This window comes from Streptomyces sp. NPDC008079 (assembly GCF_042957385.1).
Lineage (GTDB): Bacteria > Actinomycetota > Actinomycetes > Streptomycetales > Streptomycetaceae > Actinacidiphila.
Map to the genome: position 1 here is coordinate 1041448 of NZ_JBIBIC010000001.1, position 12850 is coordinate 1054297.

The following is a 12850-nucleotide window of genomic DNA, read 5'->3' on the forward strand; positions in this document are numbered from 1 at the left end:
AATCTCGGTGCAAGAGCCCCTTGCGCCTTTGCGTCAGGGGCTTCGTCTATTCCGGGGCAGGTTCGACGGCTCTCTGCACGTTGGACATGCCCCGCCCGGAAGGGGTGTACGCCTGTGCCCGCACTTGTGCTGCTCGGTGCTCAGTGGGGTGACGAGGGCAAGGGGAAGGCCACCGACCTGCTCGGTGGCTCCGTGGACTATGTGGTGCGATACCAGGGCGGCAACAACGCCGGCCACACGGTCGTCGTCGGCGACCAGAAGTACGCACTGCATCTCCTCCCCTCCGGAATCCTGTCACCGGGGTGCACCCCGGTCATTGGGAACGGTGTCGTCGTCGACCCGGCGGTCCTGCTCTCCGAGCTGAGCGGGCTGAACGAGCGCGGTGTCGACACGTCCAAGCTCCTGATCAGCGGTAACGCGCACCTGATCACGCCGTATCACCAGACCATCGACAAGGTGACGGAGCGGTTCCTCGGCAACCGCAAGATCGGCACCACCGGGCGCGGCATCGGCCCGGCCTACGCCGACAAGATCAACCGGGTGGGCATCCGCATCCAGGACCTGTTCGACGAATCGATCCTCCAGCAGAAGGTCGACGCGGCGCTCAGCGAGAAGAACCAGGTGCTGGTCAAGCTCTTCAACCGGCGCGCGATCAGCACCGCCCAGGTCGTCGAGGAGTACCTCGGCTACGCGGAGCAGATCAGGAGCTACGTCGCCGACACGACCCTGATCCTCAACAACGCGCTCGACGAGGGCAAGGTCGTCCTGATGGAGGGCGGCCAGGGCACGCTCCTCGACGTCGACCACGGCACGTACCCCTTCGTCACGTCGTCCAACCCGACGTCCGGCGGCGCCTGCACCGGCAGCGGTATCGGCCCCACGAAGATCAGCCGGGTGATCGGCATCCTCAAGGCCTACACCACGCGTGTGGGCTCCGGGCCGTTCCCCACCGAGCTGTTCGACGCGGACGGCGAGCGACTGCGCACCGTGGGCCACGAGTTCGGCGTCACCACCGGGCGCAACCGGCGCTGCGGCTGGTTCGACGCGGTCATCGCCCGTTACGCGACCCGGGTCAACGGCCTCACCGACTTCTTCCTCACCAAGCTGGACATCCTCACCGGCTGGGAGCAGATCCCGGTCTGCGTCGCGTACGAGATCGACGGCCGCCGGGTCGAGGAACTGCCCTACAGCCAGTCCGACTTCCACCACGCCAAGCCGGTCTACGAGTACCTGCCCGGCTGGACGGAGGACATCAGCAAGGCCAAGTCGCTCTCCGACCTGCCGAAGAACGCGCAGGCGTACGTGAAGGCGCTGGAGGAGATGTCGGGCGCCCCGATCTCCGCGATCGGCGTCGGCCCCGGCCGTACCGAGACGATCGAGATCAACTCGTTCCTCTAGAACGGCCCCAGGCCCCAGGCCCCGGTTCCACAGGTAAGCCCCGCCCACCCAGGTGAGCGGGGCTTACCTGTGTCCGTACGCGGTCACTGGTCGACCTTGGTGTACGTCAGCGGCGCCTTGCTCGTGTCGAGGTTGTCGCGGCGCAGATGGGTGTCGTCCACCAGGGTGAGCGTGGTGCCGTCGCCGGGGCTGCACGAGGACGCGGGCTTCCCCGTCACCACCTGCGACGGGCTCAACTCGACCGGCGGGCCCACCGAGACGACGTGCATGGACCAGAAGCAGGCGTAGGAGGCGCTGTCGCCCGACAGCTCCACGGAGCCGTCCGCCTTCACCGTCAGCGTCCGGGTGTTGTCGCCCGCGTCGTCACTGGTGAAGGAGGTCCGCCAGGTGCCGACCATGCCGCTGGGCACCGCCGCGTTCGCGGGGTCCGCCTGGCCCGGCGACGTCCGCGCGGGACCCGAGACCGGCGGGGACGTCGGACCGGTGGGTGTGCTCACACCGGGGTCCGGATCGGCCGTGTTCTTCGTGCCCCCCTGGCCCGCGATGTACGCCGTCACGCCGCCCGCGACGACCACCAGGGCGACGATCGCCGCGATCAGCGGCCCGCGCCGCGTCTTGCGCGGCCCGCCCGCGTCCGGCCCTGCCGGCGGAGGTTGCGTGTACGTCGGCGGGGGCGGCGTCGGACCGGCCGGTGCCGCACCGGCCGGGGGCGCGTACGAGCCGTAGGTCGGTGAGTACGCGGTCGGCGGCGGTTGCCTGACCGGGGTCGCGCCGTCGGTGCGCGCGCCGGTGTCCGAGAGGTGGCCGGGGTCCGCCCGTGTCGGCGTGGGGGCGCCCGGTCCGCCCGCGGCCACGACCCCCACGTCCAGCTCCGTGGGCGTGGGGGACTCCGCCGCCGCCTCCACCTCCAACAGCCGCACCGCGTGCCGTCCGAGCTGCGCCACGATCGCGCCGGACAGCCACGGCTCGGCGGTCGAGTCCTGCGCCGCGCTGTCGTCGCTCCCGCCGTCCGCCTCGCCCAGCCGCTCCAGCACCCGCGCCAGCGAGGGCCGCTCCTCGGGCTCCTTCACCAGACAGGCGGCCACCAACTCGCGCAACCCGTCGGGCACTTCGTCCAGGTCGGGCGGCTCCTGCACGATCCGGAACATCTGGGCGTGCACACCGCTGGCCGCCGCGCCGAACGGCTGGAGACCGGTCGACGCGTAGGCCAGTACCGAACCGAGGCAGAAGATGTCGCAGGCGGGCGTCACCCGGTCGCCGCGCACCTGCTCGGGCGACATGAAACCGGGGGAGCCCACCATGGCGCCGGTATAGGTGAGGGAGCCGCCGTCGACGACCGTCTCCAGGGCGCGCGCGATCCCGAAGTCGATCACCCGGGGACCGTCGATGGTGATCATCACGTTCGAGGGTTTGAGATCGCGGTGCACCAGACCGGCGGCGTGGATGTCGCGCAGCGCGTGCGCGAGCCCGGAGGCGAGCACCCGCACCGAACGCTCCGGCAGCGGACCGTACTCCTTGACCACCTGGCTGAGCGAGGGCCCCGCCACATAACCGGTCGCCACCCACGGGACCTCGGCGTCGGTGTCGGCGTCCAGCACCGGCGCGGTCCACTTCCCGCCCACCCGGCGCGCGGCCTGCACCTCACGGCGGAAACGGGTGCGGAACTCCTCCTGGGACGCCAGTTCGTCGCGGACCAGCTTCACCGCCACCGTGCGCCCGCGCTCGGAACGCGCCAGGTAGACGATGCCCATCCCGCCCACCCCGAGCCTGCCCAGGAGGCGGTACGCGCCGATCGACCGCGGATCGCCGGACCTCAGCTCGTCCATCGTCGCTCTTCCCCGTCCCGCTCCGCACTGTGCGGCTCCGTCCCGGCACCGCGCCGCCGCCCACCCGTACGGCGAAGAATAAGCGTATGAACGGCAGGGGGTCAGAGGTGTTCCCCGTTCCGCTCGCCGCGCATACGCGTACGGGCTTCGCATATCGTGTGCGGCAGTCACCCGCGCGTACGAACGTACGAATCACCGGAGTACGTGGGCGCGCGCGACGCACAAGGACGACGAAGGAGACGGCATGCCGGACGGCGGCGTATCGCCTGTGCGGCGCAGCAGTCTGCGCCAGCAGATCGCCGACGCCCTGCGCGACGAGGTGCTGACCGGACGGCTCCAGGCCGGCCGCCACTTCACCGTCAAGGAGATCGCCGAGCTGTACGGCGTCTCCGCGACCCCCGTCCGCGAGGCCCTGGTCGACCTCGCGGCACAGGGACTGCTCGAAGTCGAGCAGCACCGCGGCTTCCAGGTCCGCCGTTTCACCGCGCAGGACTTCCGCACCCTCACCGAAGCGCGGCTCTTCGTCGTCGAGGCGTCCTTCCGGCGGATGGCCGAGGTCGGCATGGGCGACGTGCCGCCCGACGCCATCGCGTCCGTACGGCGCCGCGCCGAAGCCGCCGCCCGCGCCGCCCGCTCCGGTGTCCTCGACATCCTCATCGGCTGCGACCTGCGCTTCTGGCGCGAGTTGACCGCCCTCGGCGGCAACCCGCACATCTGCGAATTCCTCGACCGCATGCGCACCCAGACCTGGATCTACGCCGTCCCCCACCTGCGCGCCCTGCACGACACCGCCGGGGTCTGCTGGTCCGACCACGTCGCCCTCGTGGACGCCGTCGCCGCCCGCGACACCGCGACCGCCCGGCAGCTCACCCTGGAGCACAGCGACCACACCAGCGCCCTCATCGAAAAGCTCATCCCCGCCCGGCCATGACGCGACCGGCACGGGCGTTTTAGGCTGTACGCCCCCGACCGGATGGAGTGTTCGTGGCCTGCGACTTGTGGCTGGTGCCCCTCGTGGACGTGCTCTGCCACAGCCCGGAAAACCCCTTCTCCGAGGAACTCGCCCGATACGACAAGGCGTTGAACGACGCCGGACAGCCGCCCGTCCCCGTCTACAACTACATGCCGGGGCTGTCGGGCGACGTCGGCCCGATCGCGTGCTTCGACTACGACGCCCTGCACTTCCTGCGCCGCGCCTATCTGCTCAGCCTCCAGGGGCTCGAGGTCACCCCGGTCGACGCCCTCGGCGGCGACTACGAACAGCTCCTGGAGATGTTCGAGGCCACCGCCCAGCGGTCGCACCTGGTCTGGCACTACGACCACGCGGGCGCGTACGTCCCCCTCGACTTCCCCCAGCCCGTCGTCAACGACGAACTCCTCGAAGGCGGCGGCCCCCTCGGCTCCAGTCACGGGCTGCTGCGCGAACTCGAATTCGTGGCCCCCGTCATCGGCATCGACCCCGCCAACCCGCCGCTGCCGCCCGCGCCGCCCGAACACCACACCACTCTTGAGGAGCCGGCCGTCTCACCGGTTGTGGGCAACGGGCCGTTCGCGCGGGAACACCACGTGTGGCTCGGCCTGCACGCGGCGGCGACGCGGAGCCTGGGCCAGGGCTCGATGATCGTCTTCAGCTAATCGCACCGGGCTCCTTGGCGAGCTGCACCGGGCTCCTTGGTGAGCCGCACCGCGCTGCCTGGCGAGCCGCCCCCGGCCACCCCGGCCAGTTGGCGAGCCGCCCCCGGCTACCTCGGGCTCTCCGGCGGCCGTTGGCGCGGCATGTTGGGGCGCGTGCTCGGGTGCGCCAGGCGCGGACCCGGCGGCGGCTCCTGGCGGCTCGGCCACCAGGCGGCGGACTGGGTGCGCAGCGGAGCGCCGGAGGTGTGGCCGCCGAATTCGACGATCCAGTCGGACGTCTCCATCCGGACGAGGTCGGCCAGGTCGTCGCAGAAGCGGCGCAGGATGGCCAGACAGCGTTCCGCGGCCTCGGCGGCGGTGCCCTCGGTGGGGCCGAGGACCTCGCGGACGCTCTCGGAGGCCCAGTCGAAGCGCAGGGACTCCAGGCGGCGCTGGACGGCCTGGGCGGTGGCGACGTCGCGCATCCACCCCGAGGTCAGGCCGAAGAGGCGGTCGGTGCCGAGGCAGACACCCGCCAGGAGCAGCGCGAGATAGCCCCAGCTCGCGCTGGTGTCCGCGGTGCCGGTCAGCTCCACCAGCGGCAGGGCGGCGCCGGCGGTGCCGAAGAGCACGGCGCCCAGACGCAGGGCGCGGGCGGCGCGGCGCTTGCGGATACGGTCGTCGAGGTACCAGTCGGCGGTGCGCACGGCGCCCGTCTCGGCCCAGCGGTACAGCTCCGCCAGGCGTTCCGCGGGCTCGCCCCAGTCGCCGAGCGGGAACGGCAGCGCCCGCAGGTCTTCGTGCTGATGGTGCAGCGCCCGCCGCTGAGGCTCGTCCCGAGGTGCTTCCTCGGGAAACATGTCCGGCTGGCTCACTGCACGCTCCCTCGTATGGCCCCAAGGGCCCCTCGTGGACCTCATATGCGGCTTTCGGCGCCGGATGTCCGGCCCGGTGGTGAAGCACTCTTCTTACCGCCGAACGGCTGAGCGCGGGGTAGCGATCTCCGGATATCCGCCCATACGGGCAGCGTGATCAGGTATAGGCCGATGAATGCGGTCGCTCGAAAGAGTGAGGGCGGCCCGCCGCCCCGCGGCCCACTACCCTGGTGCGCGTGAAGGTCCTTGTCATCGGCGGCGGCGCCCGCGAACACGCCCTGTGCCGCTCCCTCTCGCTCGACCCCGACGTCACCTCGCTGCACTGCGCGCCCGGCAACGCCGGAATCGGCGAGGTCGCCGAGCTGCACCAGGTCGACGCCCTCGACGGCGCGGCCGTCGCAGAACTCGCCGTCTCCCTCGGCGCCGACTTCGTGATCGTGGGGCCCGAGGCCCCGCTGGTCGCCGGGGTCGCCGACGCGGTACGGGCCAGCGGCATCGACTGCTTCGGCCCGTCGGCGCGGGCCGCGGAGCTGGAGGGCTCCAAGGCGTTCGCCAAGGACGTGATGGCGGCGGCCGGGGTGCCGACCGCGCGCAGTTACGTCTGCACGACGGCCGACGAGGTCGACGTGGCGCTCGACGCTTTCGGCGCGCCCTATGTCGTCAAGGACGACGGGCTCGCGGCGGGCAAGGGCGTGGTCGTCACCGGCGACCTGGCCACCGCCCGCGCGCACGCGCTGAGCTGCGACCGGGTGGTCATCGAGGAGTTCCTCGACGGCCCCGAGGTGTCGCTGTTCGCGGTCACCGACGGCGAGACGGTCGTACCGCTCCAGCCCGCGCAGGACTTCAAGCGGGCGCTGGACGACGACGAGGGCCCCAACACCGGCGGTATGGGCGCCTATTCGCCGCTGCCGTGGGCCGACCCCAAGCTCGTCGACGAGGTCGAGCGGACCGTGCTCCAGCCGACCGTGGACGAGCTGCGCCGCCGCGGCACGCCCTTCGCGGGCCTGCTCTACGCCGGTCTCGCCATCACCTCGCGCGGTGTGCGGGTCATCGAGTTCAACGCGCGCTTCGGCGACCCCGAGACGCAGGTCGTACTCGCCCGGCTCAAGACGCCGCTGGCCGGACTGCTGCGGGCCGCGGCCACCGGGCAGCTCGCCGCCTTCCCGCGGCTGCGCTGGAGCGACGGCGCGGCGGTGACCGTGGTCATCGCCTCGTACAACTACCCGGACACCCCGCGCACCGGCGACCCGATCTCCGGGCTCGCGGACGTCGCCGAGAAGGACGAGCACGCGTACGTCCTGCACGCGGGCACCCGGGAGGACGACGGGCGGATCGTCAGCGCGGGCGGCCGGGTGCTGTCGGTCACCGCGACCGGTTCCGACCTCGCCAAGGCCCGTGACCGGGCCTACCGCGCGGTCGACCGGATCGGTCTCGACGGTGGCCACCACCGTACGGACATCGCCGCGAAAGCGGCCGGTCTCTGACCAAAGCCACTCCAAGGAGTGATGACTCGGCCATAAGGCTGACTCCTTCCCGGCGCCGAACTAGGGTGCCCCGAAAGCGCACTGCGGGACATTGCGGCAATCAGCCGTACGGCCATTGCGATGTCCGTGGGCGGTGCGACAGTGGGGGGAGGCCGCCATCGGGGCGGTCACCACAGCGCAGGGGGTGAGTCGCCGATGGCCGGAGAAGCAGGTGAGGCGGTCGCGCGCTCCCGTGCCCTGGCGGTGCTCCGGGTCCGGGGCGCCGCGCTCGGCGCGGCCCTGCTGCCCGCCGCCGTCGCCGTCGTCCTGCACGCGGGCGGCGCGACCGGCCGGATCGGCTCGCGCTGGGACGGTGTGCGCTGGGGGATGACCGGTGGCGCGCTGGTGGTGCTGCTGGTCGCGGCGGCCGTCGCGGCGGTGATCGTACGGGCCAGGCCCGCGGTCAGTCCCGCGGTGCCGGTGGCCGAGACCGCCGCGCCCGACCTCTACCGGATGGTCCGCGACCTGGCGGAGCGGATGGAGGTGCCCGCGCCGTCGGCGATAGAGCTGACGCCGGACTGCGACAGCTGGCTGGAGGAGCGCAGGGCCGACCGGCCCGCGGGCCGCAAGGCCAGGAAGGCCGCCAGGGAAGAGGGCAGGCGGACCGCGCCCGTGCTGGTGATCGGCTCGCCCTTCATGTGGTGGATGCGGATCGCGGAGCTGCGCGCGCTGCTCGCGCCCGTGGTCGCGGGCACGGGACCCGCCGCCGATCCGGAGATAGCGGCCGCCCGCCGCTTCGTGCGCGGCCTCGACGCGGCGGCCGGAGTCGCCGCGCACGGCCGCGAGGGCACTGTGCTGCTGCGACCGGTGTTCGGCGTCCTCGGCTGGACGGTCCGGCTGCTGCTGAACGGCTGCCGTGTCCATGTCGCCGAGATGGAGCGGGGCGTCGCCGCCTCCGCCTCCGAGCGCGCGCAGGCCGTCGACTACGGGCTGCGGATCGTCGCCCAGGAACAGGTGGGCCTGGCCTACGCGGGCTGGGACCGGCTGCTCACCCGCGTCGCGCTGCCCGCCTGGCGGATGGGCCGCTGGCCGTCCCGGCTGGACGCCGGGGTGGTCGCCGCGCTCACCGAGCTGTCCCGGCGCGACCGGCTCGCCGACGGCTTCGAGACCCGGCTGGGCGAACGCCCGGCCTGCGATCTCCTGGAGGAGCCCGGCGCGATGGACGAGGCCGTCTCGCTGCTGGCCGCCCGGCTCTTCCACGCGGGCCCGCAGCGGCCCGGCCCCGACTGGGCGCCGGTGAGCTGGAACGGCTATCCGGACGAGGTCGTCGACCGCATCTGGCGCACCGAGGCCGCCCGGCTGATACGCGTCCTGGACGAGGTGCCGCCGCCGGAGCCCGGCATCGCCGCCGCGGCCGAGGAAGAGGACGAGGGACCGGCCGCGATCGGCGGCGGGCGCCGCAGCGGCCTGCTCCTCGGCGACCGGGCCATGACCGGGCCGACCGCCGCCGCCCGCACCTCGGCGGCGGAACGGGCCGCCGCCGCGCTCGCCGACGAGCCGGGCCGCGCCACCCTCACCCGCGTCATCGAGCGGCTCTCGCGTGGCGGCAGCGAGGAGCTGGCCGCCAGGATCGGCGCGCTCGCCGCCCGCGACGAGGCGGCCCGGCACGCCGCGACGGCCGAGAACGCCAAGGGCGGCGGCGGAACCGGCGGCGGAAGCGGGGGCGGAACCGGCGGCGGTACGGAGGAAACCCCCGTGCCCGTCTCCCCGTTGCTGCCGCCCCGCACCGGCCGTGAGCTGCTGACCGACCACGTCACCGCCGTCGTCTGCTGCGCCGCCGTGGACACCGCGGGCGCCGACGCGGGCCTGGACTGGCTGGACGGCCCCACGCTGCTCGTCGGCGGCGCCCGCCGGGCCGATCTCACCTGGCCGGTGCTCCGCCTGGTCGAGAACGGCGACGCGGCACCGCTGCGCTCCTGGCTCAGGGCCGTCGGCGTCCGCCCCGACAAGCCGATCCGGCTGGTGTGATCAACCGACGTAATGCGCCGTCGTGATCGACGGGCGTGACCCGTCGTCGTGATCGACCGACGTGACGCGCCGTCGTGACCAACCGACGGACGCGCCGTCATGATCAACCAATGTGACAAGCGCCACGTCGCCCCCGCGCGAGCGCCGTCCGGGGGCGGTGCGTTTCGGCCACGACCGCACACCGCCCGGCACCGCCTCGCGCACCGCCCCGCGGCGCACCACACGGCGCGGAACCCGCCCGGCTTCTGGCCCGTACCGCCCGCTCCCGACCGCTCGGAGCGCGCGGCGCGACCTCTTGACCTGGGTCATGTGACGTTCACCACACACCGGTTGACCGAATCTGCTTCACTCGTCGCCCGATCCGTTCCGATAATTCACCACGAACGGTAACCGGTGCGGTGCTTTCTGTGATGTGCTGGGTATGTGCGCCGCACTATTGCACCGCATGGGTGAACCACGGGTGGAGCGGGGAACCGCGGGAGCCGGCGCGGCCGGGGATCGGGTGAGGGAGGGGCTTCGATGAGTACGGACCAGATCCGACGGTGGGAGTCCGGAGCGCATGCCCACGGGGTCTCCGACCCCTTCGGCCAGGGCCCGCTGCCCTGGCTGCGCGGCGCCTCCCAGTACCTGGACGACGACGGCCAGGTCGTCCCCTGGTACGTCGACCTGGCCGTGAGCAGCGGCGACGCCGCGCACCGCCCGCGCTTCCCCGGACCGCGTACCGCCGACGACGTACGCCGTCAGATCAAGGGCTTCGCCTCCGCGGGATCCGTCGTGCCCGGCGAGGCCATCGACTTCCGGATCACCGTGGACCCGCCGCAGGAGTTCACGGTCGACGTCTACCGGATCGGCCACTACGGCGGCGACGGCGCCGCGAAGATGTCCGCGAGCCCCCGGCTGTCCGGCATCGTCCAGCCCGCGCCGCTGGCCGCCGGAAGGACGGTTTCCTGCCACCACTGGTGGCAGTCCTGGCGGTTGCAGATCCCCACGTACTGGAACACCGGCGCGTACGTGGCCGTCCTCACCACCGCCGACGGCTACCGCAGCCACGTCCCCTTCACCGTCCGCGCCACCCACGAGGCGGACCTGCTCCTGCTGATGCCCGACGTGACGTGGCAGGCGTACAACCTCTACCCCGAGGACGGCAGGACCGGCGCCAGCCTGTACCACGCGTGGGACGAGAAGGGGCAGCTCCTCGGCGAGGAACAGGCCGCCACCACCGTCTCCTTCGACCGCCCCTACGCGGGCGCCGGGCTCCCGCTGCACATCGGCCACGCCTACGACTTCGTACGCTTCGCCGAGCGCTACGGCTACGACCTCGCGTACGCCGACGCCCGCGACCTGCACGCGGGCCGTATCGACCCCACGCGCTACCGCGGCCTGGTCTTCCCCGGCCACGACGAGTACTGGTCCAAGCCGATGCGCCGGGCCGCCGAGACCGCGCGCGACGCGGGCACCTCGCTGGTCTTCCTGTCGGCCAACACCATGTACTGGCAGGTCGAGCTGGCCGCGTCCCCGGCCGGGGACGCGGACCGGCTGCTGAGCTGCCGCAAGCGCCGCGGCGACAACAAGGGCCGCACCGCGCTCTGGCGCGACCTCGGCGAGCCGGAACAGCTCGTGCTCGGCGTGCAGTACGCGGGCCGCGTCCCCCAGCCGTCGCCGCTCGTCGTCCGCAACGCCGAGCACTGGCTGTGGGAGGCCACCGGCGCCACCGAGGGCGACGAGATCGACGGCCTGGTCGCGGGCGAGGCCGACCGCTACTACCCGCGCGCCCCGCTGCCCGAGAGCATCGAACGCATCCTGCTGGCCCACTCGCCGTACGAGTCCACCGACGGCCGCCGCTGCCACCAGGAAACCTCGCTCTACCAGGCCCCCAGCGGCGCGTACGTCTTCGCCTCCGGCACCTTCGCCTGGTCCCCGGCGCTCGACCGCCCCAACCACGTCGACCCGCGCGTCCAGCGCGCCACCGCCAACCTCCTCGACCGCATCTGCAAGCACGACTGAGGGGTGGGTCCGCCGGTGGCCGGCGCGCCGGAGGCGGCGCACCGGGTCCAAGCCGCCGGAGGCGAGCGGGCGGCGAAAAGAGGAGCCCCCGCGCGCTCCAGCTGTCCCGATAAGCGAGAATCGGGAGCTGAACCGCCGAGTGGGGAGGACGACCCGTGTCCGGATTCGTCGAGAAACCCGAGCCTGTCCAGGTGCCGGGACTGGTACATCTGCACACCGGCAAGGTGCGCGATCTGTACCAGAACGCGGAGGGCGACCTGGTGATGGTCGCCAGCGACCGCACCTCCGTCTACGACTGGGTGCTGCCCACCGAGATCCCCGACAAGGGCCGGATTCTCACGCAGCTCTCGCTGTGGTGGTTCGACCTGCTCGCCGACATCGTGCCCAACCACGTGATCTCCACCGAGCTGCCCGAGGGCGCCCCCGCGCAGTGGGCGGGCCGCACCATGGTGTGCCGTTCGCTGCGCATGGTGCCGGTCGAGTGCGTCGCACGCGGCTATCTGACCGGCTCCGGCCTGGTCGAGTACAACCGGGACCGTACGGTGTGCGGCCTCGCGCTCCCCGAGGGCCTGGTGGACGGCTCCGAGCTGCCCGCGCCGATCTTCACCCCCGCCACCAAGGCCGAGGTCGGTGAGCACGACGAGAACGTGTCGTACGAGGAGGTCGCCCGCGAGGTCGGCGCCGAGACCGCGGCGCTGCTCCGGCAGACCACGCTGGCCGTCTACGGCAGGGCCCGCGACATCGCGCGCGAGCGGGGCATCATCCTGGCCGACACGAAGTTCGAGTTCGGTTACGACGAACAGGGCACGCTGGTCATCGCCGACGAGGTGCTGACCCCCGACTCGTCCCGCTTCTGGCCGGCCGACCTGTGGGAGCCGGGCCGCGCGCAGCCGTCCTTCGACAAGCAGTTCGTCCGCGACCACCTCACCGACCCGGCGCTGGGCTGGGACCGCAACGGCGAGGAGCCGCCGCCCGGCCTGCCCGCCGAGGTCGTCGAGCAGTCCCGCGCCCGCTACGTGGAGGCGTACGAGCGCCTCACCGGCACCGCCTGGTCGTAGCACCCCGGCGCGGAAGCGGAGAGACGACGAAGGCCCCGGTCGTGGTGACCGGGGCCTTCGCGATGCTGGAGCGGACGACGAGATTCGAACTCGCGACCCTCACCTTGGCAAGGTGATGCTCTACCAACTGAGCCACGTCCGCAGGCCGTGCAGACACTGTACCCGATCGGACGCGGCCATTAGAAACCGATATATCCCGTCGCCCCGTGACGCGCCGAGCGGACGCCCGGCGACGCGCCGAGCGGACGCCCGGATACGACGAAGGCCCCGGTCGTGGTGACCGGGGCCTTCGTGACGCTGGAGCGGACGACGAGATTCGAACTCGCGACCCTCACCTTGGCAAGGTGATGCTCTACCAACTGAGCCACGTCCGCATTGCTGCGGCCACTCTACCCGATCCATAGGACCGGCCGGAGCGACCAGAGCGGGCGACAGGAATTGCACACTGCCCCTCCCCCCTGGAAGGGGGGCGCTCTGCTACTGAGCTACACCCGCGTGACCTCCGCTGACCTGGCCTTTTCGGCCCTGCCCTCGGCGTGCTCCACACACTAGCGGAAGGGTGGGGGTGGCTGTCCAGTCGGCAC

9 protein-coding genes and 3 tRNA genes are annotated in these 12850 nt (G+C 72.4%); 7 read left to right on the plus strand and 5 right to left on the minus strand.

Annotation, left to right across the window (positions count from 1 at the left end; genetic code table 11):
- The first annotated feature begins 114 nt into the window (after positions 1-114).
- Positions 115-1398: an adenylosuccinate synthase gene (locus tag ACFZAM_RS04545; protein WP_355336123.1), complete on the plus strand. Its 1284-nt coding sequence runs from the start codon at positions 115-117 to the stop codon at positions 1396-1398.
- Positions 1399-1481: 83 nt separating this feature from the next.
- Here the strand turns inward: ACFZAM_RS04545 and ACFZAM_RS04550 are convergent, their stop codons facing one another.
- On the minus strand, positions 1482-3224 hold the full coding sequence (locus ACFZAM_RS04550) for a protein kinase (RefSeq protein WP_391042654.1): 1743 nt from the start codon (positions 3222-3224) through the stop codon (positions 1482-1484).
- 244 nt (positions 3225-3468) lie between these two features.
- On the opposite strand from ACFZAM_RS04550, the gene ACFZAM_RS04555 reads away from it, so the two are divergent.
- The gene (locus tag ACFZAM_RS04555) at positions 3469-4155 is read left to right on the plus strand and encodes a GntR family transcriptional regulator (RefSeq protein ID WP_391042656.1); all 687 of its coding nucleotides are present in this window, start codon (positions 3469-3471) and stop codon (positions 4153-4155) included.
- Between the two features lie 53 nt (positions 4156-4208).
- Positions 4209-4859: a hypothetical protein gene (locus tag ACFZAM_RS04560; RefSeq protein ID WP_188284155.1), complete on the plus strand. Its 651-nt coding sequence runs from the start codon at positions 4209-4211 to the stop codon at positions 4857-4859.
- 107 nt (positions 4860-4966) lie between these two features.
- Here the strand turns inward: ACFZAM_RS04560 and ACFZAM_RS04565 are convergent, their stop codons facing one another.
- On the minus strand, positions 4967-5713 hold the full coding sequence (locus ACFZAM_RS04565; RefSeq protein WP_391042658.1) for an SLATT domain-containing protein: 747 nt from the start codon (positions 5711-5713) through the stop codon (positions 4967-4969).
- Positions 5714-5949: 236 nt separating this feature from the next.
- Here ACFZAM_RS04565 and purD point away from each other — a divergent pair, with 236 nt between their 5' ends.
- From purD to ACFZAM_RS04585, 4 genes are all read left to right on the plus strand, one after another.
- Positions 5950-7197, plus strand: coding sequence for a phosphoribosylamine--glycine ligase (purD, locus tag ACFZAM_RS04570; protein WP_355336130.1), 1248 nt, complete (start codon positions 5950-5952; stop codon positions 7195-7197).
- Between the two features lie 195 nt (positions 7198-7392).
- Positions 7393-9204: a hypothetical protein gene (locus ACFZAM_RS04575; RefSeq protein ID WP_391042661.1), complete on the plus strand. Its 1812-nt coding sequence runs from the start codon at positions 7393-7395 to the stop codon at positions 9202-9204.
- A 519-nt stretch (positions 9205-9723) separates the two neighbouring features.
- Positions 9724-11208, plus strand: coding sequence for a N,N-dimethylformamidase beta subunit family domain-containing protein (locus tag ACFZAM_RS04580; protein WP_391042664.1), 1485 nt, complete (start codon positions 9724-9726; stop codon positions 11206-11208).
- A gap of 155 nt (positions 11209-11363) precedes the next feature.
- Positions 11364-12266 carry a phosphoribosylaminoimidazolesuccinocarboxamide synthase gene (locus ACFZAM_RS04585; protein WP_391042666.1) on the plus strand — a complete coding sequence of 301 codons (903 nt, stop codon included), beginning with the start codon at positions 11364-11366 and terminating at the stop codon, positions 12264-12266.
- Between the two features lie 66 nt (positions 12267-12332).
- Here the strand turns inward: ACFZAM_RS04585 and ACFZAM_RS04590 are convergent.
- From ACFZAM_RS04590 to ACFZAM_RS04600, 3 genes are all read right to left on the minus strand, one after another.
- Positions 12333-12408 (minus strand) — tRNA-Gly (locus ACFZAM_RS04590).
- A gap of 156 nt (positions 12409-12564) precedes the next feature.
- Positions 12565-12640: transfer RNA gene (locus ACFZAM_RS04595), tRNA-Gly, on the minus strand.
- Positions 12641-12689: 49 nt separating this feature from the next.
- Positions 12690-12761: transfer RNA gene (locus ACFZAM_RS04600), tRNA-Gly, on the minus strand.
- Between the last annotated feature and the right edge of the window lie 89 nt (positions 12762-12850).